Origin of the sequence: Nostoc sp. UIC 10607 (genome assembly GCF_047228265.1) — a bacterium.
Classification (GTDB): Bacteria; Cyanobacteriota; Cyanobacteriia; order Cyanobacteriales; family Nostocaceae; genus Nostoc; species Nostoc foliaceum_A.
The window spans coordinates 195,533-216,284 of record NZ_JBIQNW010000008.1 but is presented as its reverse complement, the minus strand read 5'-3'; the positions used below and the strand labels follow the sequence as shown (position 1 = coordinate 216,284).

The window sequence follows — 20,752 nt, the reverse complement described above, 5'->3', positions numbered from 1 at the left end:
TCTAGAGCGTCAATTAGATACTAGTGTGATTAGATGATCAGCATGAAATTCCAACTTTACTTAGGCTCTTTATTTTCCCAGATTAAAGTACGTCATTGGTGGGTCAGTGTCTTCTTGTGGATAGCTTTGGTTGCTCCCGCTCAAGCATCTGTAATCCTGCGCGTGGCAATTGAGAAGGGAGTTAATCAGGTAAAAGTGGGCAGTTCCACTACTGGAGTCATTAAGGATAGTACCGGCCGGACTCTGGGACAGTTGCCGGCGATGAGTGCATATTATGCCCAAGCTGTTCCTGGCGGTGTGGCTTTAGATAAGTGGCAGTCTGGTTTATTTTGGATTGAGCCAACCGGTAAAGGATTCGTTTATATTGGCGATCGCTGGTATCGGGGTAGAACTCTGGTTGTCCCCACAGAAAAAGGCTTAACCGCTGTTAACTGGGTTGATGACCAAGAATATCTCTACAGCGTTCTCGGTGGCGAAATGAATGCTAGCTGGCCCCAAGAAGCACTAAAAGCCCAGGCGATCGCAGCTCGCACCTACGCCCTATACGAACGAGAAAAACAACGAAATAATCCCATTTACGACTTAGGGAATACCCCTGATCGCTGGCAAATTTACAAAGGTGTAATCAGTGAATCTCCTGCGACTTACAAAGCAGTGGACGAAACAGCAGGGCAAGTACTAACTTATAAAAACAAAATTATTCTCTCAGTTTTCCATGCTTGTTCTGGAGGACACACGGAAAACGTAGAAGACGTTTGGGGAAATGCCTTGCCGTACCTGCGAGCTGTTCAAGACTATGATCAAAATATTAGCGCGTGTAATTGGGTAAAAACCTTCTCTTCCAGTGAGATTAGCGCTAAATTCCCTGAGGTGGGCAGTGTGACGGCGATGATTCCAGAAACATTCTCGCCTTTCCGCAGTGTTAAAGTCTTGAAAATTGTCGGTAACAAGGGTACGAAGGTGCTACAACGCGAGGAAGTGCGGACAGCGCTGAAGCTAAAAAGTACCCGCTTTAGCGTTACCAAGGGAGCGGATGGTAGTTTTGTGCTGCAAGGGCTTGGCTTCGGTCATGGTTTGGGCATGAGTCAGTGGGGGGCGTACAATCTGGCTCGGCAAGGAGTGAACCACTTGCAAATTTTAGGGCATTATTATCAGGGTGTAGCCTTAACACCAATTCAGGCGAAGTAAGAAGAAAGTTAGGAGTTAGGAGTTAGGAGTTAGGAGTTTTAGATAAATCTTAATTATTCACTCCTCACTCTCAACTCTTAACTCTATTCCCCACTCCCACTTTCCAAGCGCCGTTGCCATTCAGCATCAATTTGTGCAGAACGTTCAACTTCCTGATCTAGTAAGTCAGTTTCGCTGGAATACACTAAATCTTCGTTGCCAATGACTTTTTCTGTGGCAAATTGTTGGGCATAGTCGATTTTTTGTTGCAAAGGTGCATCAGGACTTGCCAATAGCCTTGATCTGGAAAGGCGATCGCAACCGCGATCGCCTATTTTGCGATTACGCCACCGAATCCAGAAATAACGCAATAACGGTATGCCTAAGAAACCTACTCCGTAAGCCAATAGCAGCCAATAAATTCCTTGAACAAAAGCTACAACTCCACCTAATTGAGCGGCAACTGTGCCATCTCTCAACAAACTTCCCAGTACTAAAGCACCAACGAAATTTAGTATACCCAACCCAGCACTCAGCATAATTTGCCCAGAACTTGCAGCACTAAAACGCCAGGGAAATTCCTCCAAGTAAGCTGATATTGCATGACGGCGCTTTTTAACTGCACTCACCTGCAACTCTGGGAAGTAATAAACAATTTGCCCTTCTGGGCTTACCGTTGGTTGCCCATTAAATCGCGTCAGAACGGGCAACATATAATCTTCGTACTCTCTTGTATATCCCTCGCCAATGTCATCCAAATATGGAGCAATTTGTTCTGCTACCACTGCACCACGGTTACTCCGAATCACTGTAGCAATTTCTTGCCAGCGACGTTCTTCTAAGTTGGCGTTAGGATTACCATCGCCAAACAAAAACGAAAACACAGCTTCAAAAAAATTCAGATTGCTTTCTTCCCGGCTTCCACGTCGCCGTTCCTGATAGTGGGTGTCATAATTTGGGCTAAGATACCAAAATAAATTTGGAAAATAGAAGAACCCCCCACCGCCAGAATTACTACCCTGATTGTCGCCGTCACGGTCTGAATTCGCAGCGGTAATGATAATGAAGATAGTAACAGTTATCAGGGCGATGGAAACAGTTAAGAAAATTCCAAAAGAAATACGAATCAGGTAAAACAGAACACTCCAGACTTTTTTCCACCATTCCTGCAATCTTAACTGGAAGTATTTATTACGCAAAATTGCTCGGAAATTTTGTGGAAAAAGGAAAACTATATCACCTGAATCCGCTACCTGCAAATGCCCTCCAGCATCAGATGCCAGGGCTAACAAGCTTTGATTAGCTTCAGCGACGTTCAATCCTGCCTGAGTTGCCACATCACCAACGGTGACACGGTAGCCCAGTTTTTCCACAGCTTGCATGATGGTGGGACTGGGAGCCATTGCTCTCCCCTCCTGTTGAAACTTATTTCCCTTTTCTTAAGTATAAAGTTTTATTTTGAGCGACTTGGCAAAGGTAGGGATAAAGCATGAAATCAATAAAAATAGAAATTCGTACCGATGAAAGCCATTGTCAGTCCATACTTTGAAGCTCAAGTCTATAAACCAAGAAATTACCTGACACGCAGCATGTTATAATTGTTTCCCTCAGCTTGGTTAATCAGCAAATTTTCTGCTCAAATATGGTTCAGTACACTCTCGCTCAAAGCCCAGAAATTATCCTTACTGTTTCTGGAAAAGATTCAGCCAAAGCCCGTGATAAAGCAATGGATCAGCTGATGGAACTGATGGATGCAGGTAAGCTACCCACGGAACTGGAAGAAGGATTTGGGCCTCAACAATTAATTGAGGTTAAAGAGTCAACGATTGATACTGCTAGCGGTGAGGATACCATTACACAAGCTGTCCAGGTTCTGAGTAACCTAGCCACGCTCAAGCTGAAGGTTCAAGAGTCACGATCTGAAGCATTGGAAATTCGCAAAGCGGTTGATGTTCTATTCACCGATGAGTCGGTAACAGAAGAGGAAATTACTCGGCTCAAGGAAGGTTTTAAAGTTCTCAAAAATTTCGCCCAAGCTAATGTGCGTTATCAGGAAGCGCGATCTAAAGCAGAACAGGCTCGGCAGACTCTGGATCAAGCTCTCAAATCTCCTGACAAGTAACATTTACACAACCGGATGCATTGAGACGCATATTAAAAATGTAATTAGATACTTTAAAAGACAGGTATAACAGCCTGTCTTTCTTTTTACTGGGGCGCTAGGATTCGAACCTAGGGATGGCGGGACCAAAACCCGCTGCCTTACCACTTGGCTACGCCCCAACGAATTTACTCTACTTAATATAGCAGTTAGTCATGGGTTAATGTCAAGTACTTTAATATTTTATTTCAAATAACGGGTTTTTATAGCAGGACATTGATTTATCGGAATGATTGCACTTAGACTTTTTCACTACTTTTGGCTGAACCCTTGAATCTTGGTTGGCTGTATCGTCGAACCCACATTAATTGATCCGATAGTGATGAAAGAGGGTTACAAAATTCTGCAATGTTCCATAGAACAGAACACATATTCCTTTTCTTTAATCCCCAGTTTGTTGAAGGAAGACAGCTGCAATACGACTTGATGATAGTAGTTGCTTTGTAGCCAGCCATATAAAGAGTGGAATGGTTTTAGCATAGCGACCGCAAAGCCGGCGCGGTTCTTGAATCCATCGATACAGCCATTCAAGTCCTAAATCTCGAACTATGCGGGGTGCCCGCTTATGAATTCCTGCATAAACTGGGAAAACTCCACCCAGTCCAATCATTACAGCTTGTATTTTACCCTTATGTTGAGCGATCCAATTTTCTTGTTTGGGACATCCCAGAGACACTAAGACGGCGCTGGCACCACTAGAATTAATCTTTTGAACTAAAGCTTCGTCTTCAGTTTCAGTGAGTGGACGAAAGGGTAGAGGTTCCATCGCCGCAATCTTCATCTGCGGAAATTCTTGCTCTAACCTTTTTCGCATCCTAGAAAGAATTTCTGTTTGGGAACCTAAAAAGAAAATACTAAGATTTTGTGTTTGAGTTAGCTGACACAAGGCTAGGAAAATATCCATCCCTGCCACACGGTCTTGGTACAGTGCTCCCATTTTTCGCATCATCCATACTAGAGGCATACCATCAGGAGTAACTATATCTGCATTTCGTAATACGGTGGCAAATTCTGGATTCCAATGAGCTTCAATGAGCATGTGTACATTGGCTACGTATACAGTTTTACTCTCACGCCTCCTTGCCCACTTCAGTATTGTTTGTACTTGGTCATCAAAGCGTAAAGCAGTAATAGGGAAATCCAGTACTTTTTTAGTAGGTAGAAGCACTCTTGCCACCATCAATAACTCCTGTGTCCAAGAAAAAAATCCATAAGATTACCTAGACCATTCTGAATATTGGAAAATTCAGATTGGATGACTCCTGACTTTTTGTAGGCTTGTGTCATCGTTGGAAGTTAACACATGGAGATGCAATTGCCTTCTTAATATACTTTTGACTTAATCGGTAATATTAGAATTATTTCCTGCTGTGTCCTAGCTTACTGTTTTAAGCTAGGGGTTTTAGACGCTGTTTGACAAAATTCATACTTACTTCATAATTAATTTTTGATTTGTTCATCCAAGCATTACAATTGCGAGAAATTCCTATAGACATGCATTTAAATGAGTAACATTTATAACGTAACTTAGTTACGCATAAAAGCAAAACATCAGACACTCAGTCTGCCAATTTTGATACGTAAGTATGCGCTTAAGAGATTTAATTCAAATTAGTAGATTTTAAAAAATAAATAATAAGATTTTCTTATCTTATTATTTGCCAAATTTATTATAAATTTAATTTAGTCTAATTATTAATTAAAAAATCCCTGAATTTGATTTTTTCTGAAATAAAAGCCCAAAAAATAAGGGGAAGATAAGTTCATCTTCCCCTGCTCTATTGTTTTTGTTATTGTCTGGCTTGTTAGCTTCTTTGAGTCTTTGTCGTAACATTTGCCTTTGTTTTTTAAGTTGCCGCTTCCTCGCAGAACCACCTCTACCCTTGTCATTCCTGCCTTCTTTACGGGGAGATTCCCATCTTTTTAGGCGCATAACTATCTAACCTCTTTACTATTTGCTTGGTAGTGGGCAGGAGGAGAATCGAACTCCTATGACCGCAAGGCCGCCACATTTTGAGTGTGGTGCGTCTACCAATTTCGCCACCCGCCCATATATCCAACCTTAACTAGTATACTCTAATTAAGTGATTTTGTAACAAGTCTGAAAATTAATTTTCAAAGTTTTGTAGGAATAATGTAGGTCTAAGAATTTTCTGGCTTACAGGCGTGGCAGGGTTAATAAACTAGGGTCAATATCTGGTAGTTTTGCACAGCCGCTAAGTGCCATTCCCAGATTTAACTCATCTTGTAGCAGTGAGATTACATGAGATACACCCACTTGTCCTGCTACTGCTAGTCCCCACAAAATGGGTCGTCCGATCAGTACTGCTTTTGCTCCTAATGCCAGAGCTTTGAGAATGTCTGTACCTCTACGAATGCCTCCATCCAATAGTACTTCTACTTTACCATCCACTGCTGCTACTATTTCAGCTAGGGCATCTAAAGAAGCGATCGCACCATCGAGTTGTCTGCCACCATGATTGGAAACAATAATTGCTTTGGCTCCATATTCTACAGCGCGAACGGCATCATCTCCCCGTAAAATTCCTTTGATGACTAAAGGCAATGGAGATAAAGATTGCAACCATTCCAAATCGCCCCAAGTTACTGCTGGGTTTAGCTGTTGGGCAAAATAGGTAAATAAACCAGATTCGCCTTTTTCATGGGAAATATCTAGCCCTGAGATAGTAGCGAGATTAGCCAGATGTAAATCTAGGGGTAAGGCAAACTCGTTACGTTTATCTCTTTCTCGCTGTCCGAGAACAGGTGCATCTACAGTCAGACAAAGTGCTTTGTAGCCTGCTTTATAGGCTTTTTCTACTAAAGCACGAGTTAATCCCCGATCTTTATGGATGTAAAGCTGGAACCATTGTAGAGAATCAGGAAATTTATCACATGCAGTCGCCACTTCTTCAATACTCTTTGTGGCCATTGTACTTAACACCATGCCCACACCGGCTGATGCCGCAGCTAGAGCGGTAGCAACTTCTCCGTCTGGATGGGCTAGACATTGAAAAGCCATCGGCGCAATTAACAAAGGTAGTTGCAGAGGTTGCCCTAAAATAGAGGTAGTGAGATTGCGATCGCTAACATCGACTAATACACGAGGTCGCAACTTGAGTCTCTCAAAGGCAGCACGATTATCTCGCAATGTGATTTCGTCCCAAGCACCACTGCTATAGTAATCAAGCGCCATTTGAGACAGATGCTCTTTTGCTAGCTTTTCATACTCAAAAAGATTTATAGGTTGAAAGCGATCGTCTTTGATTACAACTGTCATGGTACCGGCTGTGGGTTAAGCACATTTTGAACATCTCACGCCAAGCTTTTTTTAGCGCTGCTGATTACCAGTTGTGATCTAGTGAATCTACCAGTTGCGCCACCCGCCCTGAGGTGTAACTTCATTAGTATACTTAAGTCCATGACTTTGGATTAAAGATTGATATTCTGTACTGCTTGCCCAACGATCAATTTCTCGCGCCCGTAGTACTGGCACTGGATGGGTTAATTGGGCTGTGCGAGCAGCTTTAACCATTTCACCTAGTTCGGTTTTGCTGATATCATCGTAAGCGCGGGCTTGGGCAACAAAGGCATCGAGATTCAGTTGTGGCGCTAAAGTGGGGGAACCACCCGCCAACTTCATCAACACTGACATGACAACTTTGGGGTCTTGGGTTGCTAGTAATGCAGCGCGATCGCAGGTAAACTCAGCACAGCGTACCCATTCTAAAAGCTGTGCTTGTATCGCTTGAGCAACGAAAGTTCCAACATTGGGCACAATCGCCGCAGCTAATATTAATAAATTTACAGGAGTCAAATAAACGCTATGGTCGCACTTGAGATGCCCCAACTCGTGGGCAATTACTGCCTGTATTTCCTCAGGTGTGAGGATATCAATTAGGGATGTGTGTAGCACAACAAACGGCTGCTTACCCCGCACAGCAAAAGTATAGGCGTTGGGAGCCGGGTGTTGCCGGACGTACAACTGGGGAGGCTCTATATCCAGGATTTTACAGGCATCTAACAACAGCTTGTATAAATCAGGGAGTTGCTTTTCACCCACCAGAACGCTAGAGGCAATATTTTCTACATAGAAAACCTGCTCTGCCATTGGTCCAAGCCAATTTCGCACTAACATATCTATGCCTGGTATTTGCTTAAGCGTCTTGGTAGCTTCCAGGTCTAATGGATGACGAAAGGAGTCAGCTTTTAAACCAATCAGCGGGGTTTTGAAGAAGGACATAGTGCAGCAAGCTATAAAAAACACAACTATGGAATCTGGCTGATTAAAAAAACAGCCACCCACAGTTAGTATAACGATTTAACTAGGGTGGGCAGGGGAAGCAGGGAAACAAGGGAGAAAATTTTCTCCCTTGTTTCCCTCATTCCCTTTGTTCTCGCGTCAGTCTAAACCTATCAATTTCAACTTGAAAGGCTACTAATGCTAGGAGCGATTTCTGCATCTGCTGATGCTTCGCCCACACGGAGGATTTTAGCTCCCAATTGTTGCAACTTCATATCGAGTCGATCATAGCCGCGATCGAGGTGCTGTAATCCTTGAATTGTGGTTTTTCCTTCTGCCGCCAGTCCTGCTATAACTAGCGCTGCCGATGCTCGCAAGTCTGTGCCTAATACTGGTGCGCCAGACAATTTCGGTACTCCCCGAACAAAAGCAGCGTTGCCTTTGACACGAATGTCTGCTCCCAAGCGATTCAACTCTGAGGCATGACGCAAGCGATTTTCAAAGACGGATTCGTTAATCACGCTATCGCCTTCGGCCAATGTCAGCAAAGACATGAACGGCGCTTGCATATCTGTGGGAAAACCTGGATGGTATTGAGTTTCAATATCCGTTGCCTTGAGGGTTTCCGCTGGCAGAATGCGTAAGTGTTCAGGCTTTTCCTCAATTATTGTCACCCCAATATCCCGCAGCTTGGCAATCACTGGTATGAGATGTTCTGGAGCCACTGGCGAGAGAAGAAGTTCGGAACGGGTAATTGCTGCTGCCAGCAAAAACGTCCCGGCCTCAATGCGATCGGGAATTATACTGTAGTCAACAGAATGCAACTTGGGCACTCCTTCGACAATAATCCTGCTAGTCCCCGCCCCCTTAATCTTCGCTCCCATCGCGTTACAGAAGTTAGCTAAATCAACTACTTCCGGTTCTCTGGCAGCATTTTCGATGATCGTTTCACCCTCAGCCAGGGTAGCCGCCATCATCAAGTTTTCTGTTGCTCCAACACTGGCGATGTCTAAGTAAATCTTCGCACCTTTTAATCTTTTGCTGCTGCCAGGAACATAGGCATTACAAATGCCATGCTCAATCTGTACCTCAGCCCCCATTGCTTGCAGTCCCCGAACATGCAAGTCAACTGGTCTTGCCCCAATAGCACAACCACCTGGTAAGGGCATCTGCGCTACTCCTAATCTTGCCAGAATGGCACCAATGGCAAAGAAACTTGCCCTCAGTTGGGTAACTAGTTCGTAGGGAGCTTTTGATGTTTTAATTTCGCTGGCGTTGATGTCTAAAATATCACCTTGCCGCGTTAAGCTTACACCCAAAGCCGATAACACCTGACCCATCCGCTCTACGTCCGCTAATAAGGGGACATTACGGATACGACAATCGCCCGGACACAGCAAGGCTCCAGCCATGATTACCAGTGCTGAATTTTTTGCCCCGCTAATTTTCACATGACCTCGCAAAGGATGCCCACCCCAAATTTGCAAGACTGAGGAGTCTGCTTCTGGAGCAATTTTAGCATCTGGTAAGCTGGTAGAAGGATTGATAAGCCTACCTCCAAAAGTAATACGTATTTTATATGTTTGAAGTTGGTTTTGATTCTACAGTAAAGATTCAAATTGTCCACGTTTTAGGGCAACATCTTGCATAAAAAAAATTGTTTTTTGGTGAAAAATGCGGGCTGAAAAGACGTAATAGCAAGTGTTTTGAGCTTTTAAAAAATTTAATAAAAACGAAGGAAGAAGTAGTAGTTTTAAGCAAAATTAAATACTCAGTAAAATAACTTAAGTGTTCTCTAAAAATCAATGCTGTACTGTTCAGTTAATATTTTGATTCGACCTAATCCCCTGAAAAACTTGTTTCCACTCTGAGCCTCTTAAACGAGGCATTATGTTTACACTTGACAAAGGTAAAACATAACGCAATAATAAGAAATTGTCGATAAAGACAAGTGCCAGCGGAACTGGCGGAATTGGCAGACGCGCTAGATTCAGGTTCTAGTGCCGCAAGGCTTCCGGGTTCAAGTCCCGGGTTCCGCATATTATTTAAGTTAGGAGTTAAAAGTGAAGAGTTATGAGTTGAAAGAAAACTAAATTAACTCCTAACTCCTAACTCCCAACTCGTAACTTTTTGATGTTGACCAGTTTACAAAATTCCCTAGTCAAGCAAATCCGCAAACTCCACTCCACCAAGGAGCGGCACAAGCAGCAGTTATTTTTACTGGAAGGAACACACCTGTTAGAGGAAGCTTGTGCGGTGAATTACCCACTAGAAACAGTGTGTTGTACCCCAGAATGGCAAGCAGCCCACTCCTTACTCTGGGAAGAAGCTTGTAGTAAAAGCGATCGCGCTGAAATTGTCAGTAAAGAAATCTTGGATACGATCGCTACTACAGTCCAACCGGATGGTGTGGTTGCAACGGCAAAACGAAGCGTTGGCGCTTCGTACACCGGAGGTGTAGGCCAAACTCAACTACCATTCACTGGTTTAGTGGTAGCTTTAGAAACGGTACAAGATCCCGGCAACCTGGGTACGATGATCCGCGCTGCTGCTGCTGCTGGAGCATCAGGATTGTGGGTAAGTGGAGATAGTGTAGATTTAGACAGTCCCAAAGTTCTCCGGGCTTCAGCAGGGCAATGGTTTCGCCTACCAACAGCCGTAACCGAAGATTTAAAAGCTACAGTTCAACAAAGTCAGCAGGCAGGAATGCAGGTAGTGGCAACCTTACCCAGTGCGACTTTAACTTATTGGGAGGTGGACTGGCGCAAACCTAGTCTGATTTTACTGGGAAATGAGGGTGCTGGATTGTCGGCAGATTTAGCAGCGATCGCAGACAAGCAAGTAAGAATTCCTTTGAGTCCTGGGGTGGAATCTTTGAATGTGGCGATCGCAGCTGCTTTAATGTTGTACGAAGCTCGGCGGCAAATAAGTCAAGAGTTAGGATTTAGGAGTTAAAACTTATTACTCATGACTTTTTGTTATTTCTTCGAGATATTGTTCAATATCAGCAACTGCGTCCTCAAGAGCCGCTAAATCAATATCTGTCAAGTCTTGATCGAGTTCAACTTCACTGAGACTACTAGTATGCAGTTGTGCGAGTTGGGGGATTTCTTCATCCTCAGTTGAACTTTCTTGTAAGATATCTTCCAACTGATCGAGGGATTCTTGAAACACTTGATCCGCGACGCGGCGCTGTTGTGGTTGACTTTGCTCCATAATATTGACTTAAAAATCCTGATTTACTAAGCTAATTTTGATTCCAGTTCCTACAAATTTAAATTTTGCACTTATAACATCATAGTTGTGTATTCTTAATCGTCAGCATTACCGGGGTAAAAAATCAATCATTTGTTTTTCATTAGAAGAATTAAGATTCATTAAATGGCGAATAACAAACCATTTTTAGCTTGTAACACCTGGGTTTTGGATTTGCAAAAATTTGTCTAACATGACACTGGGAATTGGTCGTGGGCGCATTGTCTGTGCATCTACCCAAACCCATAGCGCCTCTGCCGTTACTAACAAATTATCTTGGTTTTGTTTACGAATTTCGTAGCATCGCAAAGCACGAGTCCCGCGCATTTCCTTCAACCAGGTAGTGACTTCTAGGGTATCGCCTGCCACTGCTGGGCGTAAATAGTCAATTTCTACCCGCCGCATCACAAATACACCACCTACTTGCCGATATACATCCAAGGTTAAGCCCAGGTATTCTGAGTGCTCAATAGCTGCTTGTTCTAGATAATTTTGGTAGACGGCGTTATTTACATGCCCAAGGGCGTCCATCTCATAGTGTCGGACGCGTAGCAGAGTTTTGAACGGTAGCTTTGAACGGTAGCATAGTTTAGTTGGTACTGCGGCGCTGTTTTTTACACTTCTCTATATTAGTTTTTCCATTTCAGTGTTTTTACTACCTCTAAACCAATTCAAATCTTGCTTGAAAGAAGCGAAGATACTTTGGCTCGTAAATCATTTTGAGTCCGCGGAGGCGATCGCGATTATAATAAATCTCTTCAACTGCTTCAGCAGTCAGATCCATGTGAGGTTATACAACGGCTGTTGGCGATCGCCTCCAATTGCAACTTTAGCGATCGCTTTCTCAAAAGCATCCCCCTCTAAGCCCATCGCCTCATATTTCGCCTTCGCCTCAAGGACAGCTTTCTTAGTCGGATCTAAGACAGCATCCAAACGATGTAACACAATCAGAGGCAACATTCATTACCCGGCGGTACTGGGGTGGACGGTAAGGGCCTCGGAGTTTGTCGGCAATGCTCCAAATAAAACCAACGAACTCTTGATTATTAGAATTTTCTGTATTTAGCACCATAGGAATTTTGAGTAATTAAGTTAGTGTAAGGTATTCTCTATATCTTTAACGTAAACGAGAACCGCTATAGTGTCCGATTCCACAGAGATAATTTGGTAAGTTTTGGATGGAGAAATTAATTAAACCAGTGCGATTTTGGCTTTGTGCAACTATCATAATTTTGGGTTTATTCGGCTGCAATCGCTTTATCGGTAATTCTGGAGAACCAGTTGAGCGAGTGAGTGATGGTGATACGTTAGTAGTGAAAGATACCAATGGCAAAAATTTGACAGTGCGCTTTGCTTGTGTAGATGCGCCAGAGATAGCCCATACTAACAAAGAAAAGCAGAGTAAACGGACTAGCGATCGCAATCAATTTACTTGGGGTGTAAAAGCTCAAGAACGGGTGCAAGAACTGGTGCAACAAGGAGGCGATCGCGTGACTTTGAATATCACAGATAGCGATCGCTATGGACGCAAAGTCGCCGAAGTCCGTTTAAAAAATGGCACTTTTGTACAACAGGTGTTGTTGCAAGAAGGATTGGCAAAAGTGTATCGTCCCTATTTAAACAAGTGTCCTAGCAAAGACTTAGTTCAACAAGCCGAAGCTAAAGCGAAGGAACAACGGCTTGGTGTTTGGAGTGATACTAAATTTGTTAATCCTTGGGAATATCGCAGCTTATATAAAAAGTAAAAACTCTAGCTATTTCTAATTAAATGCACTACATTTCTTGCCATTACATATTTGCAGGATTTAGCAACTTCCAAAATTCCCCCCTGCCTCCCCTACTCCTCTCCCCAAGTTTGCAGTTGCAAATAAACTAGTACCAGCGTCACTGCTAGTAACACCGTCGCTGCTGCTGCTGCATAACCAAAATCAAATTGAGCAAAAGCCTCTTGGTAAATGTAGTAAACCAGCAAATTAGTCGAATTCAGCGGGCCACCGCCAGTCATCACATAAACTTGCTCAAAACTCCGCAATGTAAAAATTGCGGTAGTGATGATTGCAAATATGACAGTAGGGCGCAATCCGGGGAGAGTAATATACCAAAATTGTTGCCAAGCATTTGCTCCGTCTAAATCTGCTGCTTCATAACGACTGGGAGGAATTGCTTGCAACCCTGCTAAAAAAACCACCATATTGAAACCGAGTTGTTTCCAAATACTCATTAAAATAATTACTGGCATTGCCCAAAATGTATCTCCTAGCCAAGGTATAGTTGGAATGCCAAAAAAATCTAACAATCCGTTAACTGGCCCTGATGTTTGAAACAGCCAGCGAAATCCCAAACCGGCTGCCACAAGTGAGATAATTGAAGGCAAAAAATAGGCACTCCGCAAGATGCCCCGCAAAGGAATGGAGCGGTTTAATAGCACTGCTAATCCCAAGGAGATAACTAAACTGGGAATGATGGTGGCAACAGTAAAATAAAAGGTGTTGCCCAGAACTTGCCAGAAGTCGGGATCGAGTAGCAAGCGCCAATAGTTTTTTAAGCCTATCCAATAAGTGCCTTTTAAAGTGAAACTACCAGCAGTGAAACTGAGGTAAAACAAATAGGCGATCGGCCAAATAATAAAAACGCCCAGTAAAATTAGTGCTGGTGTGAGAAAAATCCAGGCAGCTACTGTATCAGTATCCAACCACGAATTAGTATATTTTTTTGGCATCTATAATTTTTCCTCTTAGCTGTTATGACCCTCCGCCCTGATTTTACCCTGAGCTTGATTTCTCTCAGGATTAGCGATGTCTACGACGGGCTACGCCTACGCTTGGGTAAGTTCTTGGTTCATAATTATCTCAGTGGTTAGCGGTGGTCAGATCCCCGACTTCTTCAAGAAGTCGGGGATCTCGTAGCCCAGCAAAATTAATGCGATAGACCACTACTTGGAGTCTTTACTTAAACATCGCTATTTTTCTGCAAACTCAAACCAATCCCAAATGCAATTTTAACGCCGCATCAATTAGTACCATCATCTCTTCGTTTAAACTACCTAATACTTCACCAGTAATTCGTTGCTTAGAAATTGTTCGCACTTGCTGCGCTTGTACTTTAGAAGGGTTCGTTAAACCACTAACCTCTGGATTAAGCAAAACTTCAAAGGGATAAACACGGTTCACGTTAGAAGTAAGCGGTAAAATTGTCATAGTGGTAGCAGCATTATTACTTATATCATTACTGACAATTAACACTGGACGACGTTTACCCATTTCTGAACCCATCACCAGACTAAGATTTGCGTAATAAATATCACCACGTTTCATCTGTTAAACCATCTGCCACTGTCATATCCCAATCGTTATCAACTTCAGCAGAAGCTTCTCGGTAAGCTGCCTCTAATTCGCGGTTTCGCAGCAATTCTAATGCTTCTTCAATTACTTGAGAACGAGATTTACATCCTTTATTCCGCTTGTAGTTTTCGACAAACTCCACTAAAGACGGTGGCAAGGAAATAGAGAGTTTTTCTACATTCATCTTCCTACCAATTAGTAGCAAAAATAATTCGTACTCATATTCTAGCTTAATCTCGTAGCCCAACAGGTGCGTTTGGCTAAGTTGCTGTAATTACAAATTGTAGTTACAATTAGGTAAGCGTAGCTGTGTTTTGGTGATGCAGTTTGAATGGGATGAAGCAAAACGTCTTAGCAATCTTCGCAAGCACGGAATCGATTTTATCGATATCCCAGCAGTATTTTATGGAGATACGGTGACGGTTGAAGACGAGCGCTACAGCTACGCAGAGCAGCGTTTCGTCACGTTTGGCTTGTTGCAAGGGCGAGTCGTTGCTGTTGTCCATACAGATCGTGATGATTTAACGCGGATTATTTCTGCAAGAAAGGCAACCAAATATGAGCAACGAATCTATTTCGAGCAATTCTCAGACTGATTGGCAACGGCTTGATGCTATGAGCGATGAAGACATTGATTTATCAGATTGCCCGGAAATTACACCAGAACTGTTTGCCAAGGCTACAGTTAGACGGGGTTTACCTGCGGCAAAAAAGAAAGCACAGGTGACGTTACGCATTGACAGTGATGTATTAGAGTGGTTTAAATCGCAAGGACAGGGTTATCAAACGCACATCAATACCTTACTGCGAGCATATATGGAAGCTCATCGATAGTCAGTAAATTGATACTGTGGAATAGCTGAACTTCTGAGGCGATCGCTTGGGTAAGCTCTTGGTTCATAATTATCTCTAGTTAGCTTAATTCTCCCCGTAGGTGGAGCATCTTTGGCTTTGCTTCTGAATTCTTCTTCAAGCCTTGATGATGTTGGGTTTCACTTCGTTCAACCCAACCTACACAAATTCTTTCCCACTGCTGTAAGTCTATTTATAGCTGCCTACTCATTTTGATTGTTGTTAGCTTTATCGATTTGTTGGTCGATCAACATAGACTTTCACTATAACAGCTTTGACACCTTTAATTTCCTTCGACAAAGGTTCAATTTTAGCAAGTTGATCTTGATTGTTTACGGTTCCGCCTACAGTAACAGTCCCATCTTTTGCTGCATTAACTGTTATTTGACCATTAGGTATATTAGCTTCTAATTTGGAGCGAACTTCACTTGCTAGGTCTTTTGGGTCTCTCTGTGTATCGCCACCAGTAGTATTATTACGTTGTTCGCGAGCGCGAATATCTTCATCGAGTTGTCTTCTACGGACTTCACTTTGTGCATCTTTTTGAGAAGCTTCTGTTGTTTGAACATTAGGTGCTTGTGAAGAAATAACCTCTGGGCTGGACAAGGGAGTAGACTGTGGACTTTCTGTTGTTTGAACAGTAGGTGCTTGTGAAGAAATAACCTCTGGGCTGGACAAGGGAGTAGGTGGACTGTTACTATTAAAAATTGCACCCGCTAGCACTGCTATCACTAAGCCTGCTCCTCCTAGACCTACCCATAAAAACTTTTGTCGGGTTATTCGCTGTTGAGTCGGTTGAGTGGGTTGAGCAGTGCTTGGCTGCTGAATCGGAGATTTAATCAATTCTTGACGATATTCTGCTTCCTCTCGCTGTCGTTGTTTCTCTGCCTCCTGCTGCTTTAGTCGTACTGTTTCCTCTTGCTGCTGTCTGATTCTCTCTTGCTGTTTCCGGTATTCTGCTTCTGAAGATGATTGAATAATAATTGCTTCGACCGTAGCTATTTCCGCATCATTTAGTTCTAAAATTCGTTGAAAACGTTGAAGTTCTTCACGAGTAACGTCACTGAGAGGATATTCAAACTGCATCGACTCTCTAAACACCTCTTCATACTGTTGCAGCTTTTGCCGATGTTCCTCGATCGCAGCAACAATTGGATTTTCAATTGCAGTTACGTCCTCAGCAGTCAGATTCAACGCTTGATGACGTTGCGTAAGTTGAGAGCGTTTGAAAGCACTGAGCGGATATTCTTGCTGAATAGCCTCTGTAAACTCTTGCTCATATTGCCGCAAGTTTGCTTGATGTGTTTCAATCTCCGCATTAATCCGCCTCTCGATCGCACCCACATCTCCTTCACTCAACCCCAACGTCTGCCAGGTTTGCTGCAACTGTTTCCGCGTCACCTCATCTGGATAATGCTGGCGCTGCGTCGCCTTCACAAATGCCTGTTCGTACTGCTGGAGTTTTTGATGATAGCTTTCAATCTGCGTTGTGATTTGCGCTTCAATTGGTGCAACATCTACATCAATCAATCCCAAGCGCTGCTGCTGTTGACGTAAATTATTCCGGGTTGCTTCGCTGAGAGGATATTCCCGCTGCGTGGCAGTAAAAAACAGCCGTTGGTAGTCCTGGAGTTTCTGGCGATATGCCTCTACCTCAGCCGTAATCTGAGATTCAATCGTGGCAATATCCCCATTCGCAAGCTCTAATTGCTGCTGAGTTTGCCGTAAGCGATCGCGGCTTGCTGCACTCAGGGGAAACTCCTGTCGCAATGCCGTTGTAAACGCTTGCTGATATGTTTGCAGGTTTTGCTGATGTGTCTTAAACCGTGCAGTCACTAGTGCCTCAATCGGCATCGTGTCCTCATTCCGCAGCCCCAAAATTTGCTGGAGATTTTGCAGATCATGGCGATCGCTATCTGTAATCGTTTCGTCCCGCTCCAATAGCTCGGTGAACACCTGCTGATACTGCTGAAGTTTGTCGCGGAACTCATTGCGGTACGGTTCCAACACCTCATCTTCGATCGCCTTCGCTTCAGTTGTCTCCAATCCTAAGCGAGTCCTCTGATAATCTAATGTCCGACGACCAACAAGAGAAATTTCGCCTCGATGAATAAATCGCGCTACCTCTTTACGGTATCGCTGTCTGGGATCACCCGGAGCTACCTTTGCGAGTCGAATTTTAAAGCCTTCTCGAATTGCATAGATTTCCGGCTTCATCGCAGGTTGGAGTTCTCGCACCTTCTGACTGGCGTATTCATGGAGTTCATCGATAGAGATAAACTCATCTTGATCGCGATCGGCTTCTCCCGACTTAATACCTTCAACCAAGAAACGAGTGTAAATCGATAAATCTTGTCCCTCTTGCTCAAAGGAATATTCAGTCGAAGTAGAAGAAGTCAATACGGCTCGTCCTTCACCGCCCAACTGATCTCGGATGTCAATCGTGCCGTCATCTTTGGCAGACATCCCTTCAGCAAACGCGCCACTAAAGCAGCTATCTAGGATTATCACCTGCCGCCGGGAGCGGCTTTCGCTCATGCGATCGTGAATAAAATTGGCAGACACCGTTGTTGAGCGAATCAATTCGCCTTGCGGCGTTTTACTGGTGTTGCGAGTCGCCAAATAAAGCCTACCGCGATCGTCTTTGATGCCGTGTCCTGAAAAGTACAGCAGCAGCAAATCATCTTTATGCCGTCCAGAGAATAGCGTTTCGATCGCAATTTCTACAACTTGTCGCTCACGATTTTTTAGCAGGGTAATATCTGACGCAGCAAATCCGCCCATCTCTGGATGCAGCAGTACCTCGCACACTGCTTCCACATCTCTAACTGCACTGGGCAAAGGATTCAGCCCTGGCTCATACTCACTGACCCCAATCAGCAACGCTACCTTTGCCATTTAACTCACCTATGCTGCGATCAAATCCGATGCGGCTTTAATTTCTGTGTTGTTTCCCTTATACCAAGCTTTAGAATATCATCTCTATTAACCGGAATAGTAGTCTGTCAAGAACTAATTTACGGATAAATTCCCTGTAAAGACGGCGATTTATCGCGTCTCTCTAACTTCATCAAGCGTAGGCGTAGCCCGTCCTAGACATCGCTAATTCAAAGGATCAAATTCTACCTATTTATGTCATAAAAATCTAGGCTGCTACTGTATCATTATCCAACCACGATTTAGTATATTTTTTTGGCATCTATAATTTTCCCTCTTAGCTGTTATGACCCTCCGCCCTGATTCTACCCTTAGCTTGGTTTCTCCTAGCATTAGCGATGTTTGCCAACAAGTCGCCCCTTTAAAACTGGGAATTATGGCTTCTGGGAATGGCAGCAATTTTGATGTAGTTGCTCAAGCTATCCAAGATGGACAGCTAAATGCCCAAATTCAAGTTTTAATTTACAATAACCCCTCGGCGAAAGCAGCTGTAAGAGCAGCTAATAGAGGTGTAGAAGCTGTTTTATTAAATCACCGCAACTATCAAAGCCGAGAAGAATTTGATGATCAAATTGTGCAGACATTACGGCGCTACGATGTGGAATGGGTGATTTTGGCTGGTTGGATGCGATTATTAACGTCAGTTTTCATGGATGCCTTTCCTGACAAAATTATTAATATCCATCCTAGTTTGTTACCTAGTTTCAAAGGAATCCATGCTGTAGAACAAGCCTTGGCATCTGGGGTAAAAATCACTGGTTGTACAGCGCATATAGCTCGTTTAGAAATGGACAGTGGCCCAATCTTGATGCAAGCCGCAGTACCAGTTTTGCCGGATGATACAGCAGAAACACTCCACGCCAGGATTCAAATTCAGGAACATCGAATTTTACCATTAGCGATCGCTCTTGCAGGTTCTTCGTCAAAAACCACACTCAGCCTAACGTAAAAACCAGTCTATAACCAGCTTTTAGGATTGTCTCGTTCCCAGTCTCCGACTGGGAATGCCGTCCTTGGGGCTGCTGCCTCTCTTGCTGGCGGCAGAGCCGCCAAGAGCAGCATTTCCAGCCCAGAGGCTGGAAACGAGATTTGAAAAAGCTTTTAGCTTAAGTTGACACCAATGGGCACTGCCGTGCCCCTACAGATCGTGATCTAATGTTGTACCGGATCTGAATGAGAACCGCTATATATCTGTAAACGAGATTTTAATGTTTCAACCTAGCAAATAGTTGTGATTAGTTTACGTAGTGTATTCAGCGTTAATCCTCACGTAGTCATAACTCAAATCACAACCCCAAGCTTTACCTGAACCATGACCATTGCCAATGTTAACAGAGATTAATACTGTATCTTCTTGGAGATAAGCACCCGTCGCTGCTTTTTTCAAATAAGCACTCGCTGCTGCACGGTCAAATTGCAGAGGTTGGCCGTTTTCCAACATTAAGAAATTCCCTAGCTTAATTTGCAGGTTTTCTTGCTCAAAAGGCACACCTGCACGTCCGGCGGCGGCGGCGATGCGTCCCCAATTTGGATCTCGCCCAAAGATTGCAGATTTAACTAAAGATGAACCAGCGATAGTTTTGGCTATTTGTCGGGCTGAGATTTCATCATGGGCCCCTGTTACTTCCACTTCAATTAGACAGGTTGCGCCTTCACCATCACGAGCGATCGCTTTGGCTAAATGCTGACAAACTGCTGTTAACATGGCCTCTAATTTCTCTGCTTCTGCACCCCATCCTGTAATTGCTGGGGTACGAGATTGACCGTTTGCCAAGGCGATTAAGCTGTCGTTGGTGCTAGTATCACCATCCACGGTAATGGAATTAAAGCTTCTATCTGCTGCCCTTGCTAACATCTGCTGCCAAAGGTGAGGCGAAACCACGGCATCACAAGTAACAAATGCCAGCATGGTTGCCATGTTGGGGTGAATCATGCCGGAACCTTTGGCAATGCCGCCAATTCGTACCGGGCGTTCGCTTATAGTTGTCTCTAAGGCAATGGATTTTGTTACCAAGTCTGTAGTGATAATTGCCCCAGCGGCTGCATCTGAGCCTGTTTCTGATAGTGCTGCTACTACTTTGGGAATTCCACTTCGCAAAGCATCCATCTTCATTCTTTGGCCAATCACACCAGTGGAAGCCAGTAATACAGATTCAGATGGGATGTTTAGTGCTTGGCCTATTGCCATAGCAGATTCTAAAGTATCAAGATAGCCTTGAGTCCCTGTAGCAGCGTTTGCTTGTCCAGCGTTACAGAGGATGGCACGAGCACTTTGTTTAGCTTGCAAGCGTTGGCGACAATATTCTACGCAAGCAGCTTTTACTTGACTGGTGGTAAATACACCTGCTGCGATCGCTTCCACCTCTGAAAATATCAAAGCTAAATCTGGCAACCCTGAAGGTTTCAAACCTGCGGTAATTCCCGCCGCCTGATACCCCCTTGGTGCTGTGATGCCACCTGTGATTTTTTGCCAATCTGCCATTATTCTTCCTTACAACTATCAGGTTGGATAGGTCAATTTGTGCTTTGAAAAAGTTCTGTTAGCGCTAGCGGGGTGTTTAGCCCGTGTTGAGTTAGGAGTTGGGAATTAAGAGTTAGGAGCTATTATTCTCCCCTTGATTCCACTGCCCAGTCCCTAGTTTCTTTTATTGTGAGTTTATTTGCTGATGGCAATAATAATGCACCAGTTGGCGATTAGCATAATTGTTTTTACCTTTCTTATGAAGAAACATAAAAGCGAAAAAGGAAAGCCACTTGGGTCGCTCTCCAGATCATTACGGTGCATCTTTTTCTCAC

At 43.7% G+C, this 20,752-nt stretch carries 20 protein-coding genes, 3 tRNA genes and 1 pseudogene; 8 read left to right on the top strand and 16 right to left on the bottom strand.

Annotated elements, in window-relative coordinates; all coding sequences use genetic code 11:
• The first annotated feature begins 42 nt into the window (after positions 1-42).
• A complete protein-coding gene (locus ACEYW6_RS10685) occupies positions 43-1,188 on the top strand; it encodes a SpoIID/LytB domain-containing protein (protein ID WP_196513666.1) in 1,146 nt (381 codons plus the stop codon).
• Between the two features lie 83 nt (positions 1,189-1,271).
• Here ACEYW6_RS10685 and ACEYW6_RS10680 read toward each other — a convergent pair whose 3' ends face one another.
• On the bottom strand, positions 1,272-2,570 hold the full coding sequence (locus ACEYW6_RS10680; protein WP_412979686.1) for a hypothetical protein: 1,299 nt from the start codon (positions 2,568-2,570) through the stop codon (positions 1,272-1,274).
• A 239-nt stretch (positions 2,571-2,809) separates the two neighbouring features.
• On the opposite strand from ACEYW6_RS10680, the gene ACEYW6_RS10675 reads away from it, so the two are divergent.
• Positions 2,810-3,289: a hypothetical protein gene (locus ACEYW6_RS10675; protein WP_190900656.1), complete on the top strand. Its 480-nt coding sequence runs from the start codon at positions 2,810-2,812 to the stop codon at positions 3,287-3,289.
• 89 nt (positions 3,290-3,378) lie between these two features.
• Here the strand turns inward: ACEYW6_RS10675 and ACEYW6_RS10670 are convergent.
• From ACEYW6_RS10670 to murA, 6 genes are all read right to left on the bottom strand, one after another.
• Positions 3,379-3,450, bottom strand: a tRNA-Gln gene (locus ACEYW6_RS10670).
• 260 nt (positions 3,451-3,710) lie between these two features.
• Complete coding sequence (locus ACEYW6_RS10665; RefSeq protein ID WP_190900654.1) at positions 3,711-4,508, bottom strand: WecB/TagA/CpsF family glycosyltransferase; 798 nt, start codon at positions 4,506-4,508, stop codon at positions 3,711-3,713.
• Positions 4,509-5,294: 786 nt separating this feature from the next.
• Positions 5,295-5,378 (bottom strand) — tRNA-Leu (locus ACEYW6_RS10660).
• A 108-nt stretch (positions 5,379-5,486) separates the two neighbouring features.
• Positions 5,487-6,608: an alpha-hydroxy acid oxidase gene (locus ACEYW6_RS10655; RefSeq protein ID WP_412979685.1), complete on the bottom strand. Its 1,122-nt coding sequence runs from the start codon at positions 6,606-6,608 to the stop codon at positions 5,487-5,489.
• An 87-nt stretch (positions 6,609-6,695) separates the two neighbouring features.
• Positions 6,696-7,571, bottom strand: coding sequence for a M48 family metallopeptidase (locus ACEYW6_RS10650; RefSeq protein ID WP_196509329.1), 876 nt, complete (start codon positions 7,569-7,571; stop codon positions 6,696-6,698).
• Between the two features lie 179 nt (positions 7,572-7,750).
• Positions 7,751-9,118, bottom strand: coding sequence for a UDP-N-acetylglucosamine 1-carboxyvinyltransferase (murA, locus tag ACEYW6_RS10645; RefSeq protein ID WP_412979699.1), 1,368 nt, complete (start codon positions 9,116-9,118; stop codon positions 7,751-7,753).
• Positions 9,119-9,528: 410 nt separating this feature from the next.
• Here murA and ACEYW6_RS10640 point away from each other — a divergent pair.
• A tRNA-Leu gene (locus ACEYW6_RS10640) sits at positions 9,529-9,610 on the top strand.
• A 94-nt stretch (positions 9,611-9,704) separates the two neighbouring features.
• Positions 9,705-10,526 (top strand): TrmH family RNA methyltransferase, encoded by an 822-nt coding sequence (locus ACEYW6_RS10635; RefSeq protein WP_412979684.1) that lies wholly within the window; start codon positions 9,705-9,707, stop codon positions 10,524-10,526.
• Between the two features lie 6 nt (positions 10,527-10,532).
• Here ACEYW6_RS10635 and ACEYW6_RS10630 read toward each other — a convergent pair whose 3' ends face one another.
• From ACEYW6_RS10630 to ACEYW6_RS10620, 3 genes are all read right to left on the bottom strand, one after another.
• Positions 10,533-10,787: a hypothetical protein gene (locus tag ACEYW6_RS10630; protein WP_190900644.1), complete on the bottom strand. Its 255-nt coding sequence runs from the start codon at positions 10,785-10,787 to the stop codon at positions 10,533-10,535.
• Positions 10,788-10,973: 186 nt separating this feature from the next.
• The gene (locus ACEYW6_RS10625) at positions 10,974-11,381 is read right to left on the bottom strand and encodes an acyl-CoA thioesterase (RefSeq protein WP_412979698.1); all 408 of its coding nucleotides are present in this window, start codon (positions 11,379-11,381) and stop codon (positions 10,974-10,976) included.
• Positions 11,382-11,600: 219 nt separating this feature from the next.
• A complete protein-coding gene (locus ACEYW6_RS10620; protein ID WP_412979683.1) occupies positions 11,601-11,786 on the bottom strand; it encodes a hypothetical protein in 186 nt (61 codons plus the stop codon).
• 218 nt (positions 11,787-12,004) lie between these two features.
• Between ACEYW6_RS10620 and ACEYW6_RS10615 the strand changes: the two genes are divergently transcribed.
• Positions 12,005-12,571 carry a thermonuclease family protein gene (locus ACEYW6_RS10615; RefSeq protein WP_412979682.1) on the top strand — a complete coding sequence of 189 codons (567 nt, stop codon included), beginning with the start codon at positions 12,005-12,007 and terminating at the stop codon, positions 12,569-12,571.
• 92 nt (positions 12,572-12,663) lie between these two features.
• Here ACEYW6_RS10615 and ACEYW6_RS10610 read toward each other — a convergent pair whose 3' ends face one another.
• From ACEYW6_RS10610 to ACEYW6_RS10600, 3 genes are all read right to left on the bottom strand, one after another.
• Positions 12,664-13,545, bottom strand: a complete 882-nt coding sequence (locus tag ACEYW6_RS10610) for a carbohydrate ABC transporter permease (RefSeq protein ID WP_190900634.1) — start codon at positions 13,543-13,545, stop codon at positions 12,664-12,666.
• Positions 13,546-13,801: 256 nt separating this feature from the next.
• Positions 13,802-14,140 (bottom strand): type II toxin-antitoxin system PemK/MazF family toxin, encoded by a 339-nt coding sequence (locus ACEYW6_RS10605; RefSeq protein WP_412979681.1) that lies wholly within the window; start codon positions 14,138-14,140, stop codon positions 13,802-13,804.
• Positions 14,127-14,351, bottom strand: a complete 225-nt coding sequence (locus ACEYW6_RS10600) for a type II toxin-antitoxin system ParD family antitoxin (RefSeq protein ID WP_412979680.1) — start codon at positions 14,349-14,351, stop codon at positions 14,127-14,129. Before ACEYW6_RS10600 ends, ACEYW6_RS10605 begins: the two co-directional genes overlap by 14 nt.
• 136 nt (positions 14,352-14,487) lie before the next feature.
• On the opposite strand from ACEYW6_RS10600, the gene ACEYW6_RS10595 reads away from it, so the two are divergent.
• Together ACEYW6_RS10595 and ACEYW6_RS10590 are read left to right on the top strand one after the other, a co-directional pair.
• Complete coding sequence (locus tag ACEYW6_RS10595; RefSeq protein ID WP_412979697.1) at positions 14,488-14,763, top strand: BrnT family toxin; 276 nt, start codon at positions 14,488-14,490, stop codon at positions 14,761-14,763.
• Positions 14,726-15,001, top strand: a complete 276-nt coding sequence (locus ACEYW6_RS10590) for a BrnA antitoxin family protein (protein ID WP_181931507.1) — start codon at positions 14,726-14,728, stop codon at positions 14,999-15,001. The genes ACEYW6_RS10595 and ACEYW6_RS10590 overlap by 38 nt, the downstream gene beginning before the upstream one ends.
• Positions 15,002-15,247: 246 nt before the next feature.
• Here the strand turns inward: ACEYW6_RS10590 and ACEYW6_RS10585 are convergent, their stop codons facing one another.
• Both ACEYW6_RS10585 and ACEYW6_RS10580 read right to left on the bottom strand, forming a co-directional pair.
• Positions 15,248-15,679 (bottom strand): BON domain-containing protein, encoded by a 432-nt coding sequence (locus ACEYW6_RS10585; RefSeq protein ID WP_412979696.1) that lies wholly within the window; start codon positions 15,677-15,679, stop codon positions 15,248-15,250.
• 1,554 nt (positions 15,680-17,233) lie between these two features.
• Positions 17,234-17,917: pseudogene (locus tag ACEYW6_RS10580) on the bottom strand (caspase family protein); the annotation flags it as partial.
• Between the two features lie 325 nt (positions 17,918-18,242).
• Here ACEYW6_RS10580 and purN point away from each other — a divergent pair.
• Positions 18,243-18,905: a phosphoribosylglycinamide formyltransferase gene (gene purN, locus ACEYW6_RS10575; protein WP_412979679.1), complete on the top strand. Its 663-nt coding sequence runs from the start codon at positions 18,243-18,245 to the stop codon at positions 18,903-18,905.
• 291 nt (positions 18,906-19,196) lie between these two features.
• Here the strand turns inward: purN and argJ are convergent, their stop codons facing one another.
• Positions 19,197-20,438, bottom strand: coding sequence for a bifunctional ornithine acetyltransferase/N-acetylglutamate synthase (argJ, locus tag ACEYW6_RS10570; RefSeq protein ID WP_412979678.1), 1,242 nt, complete (start codon positions 20,436-20,438; stop codon positions 19,197-19,199).
• Positions 20,439-20,752 lie beyond the last annotated feature (314 nt).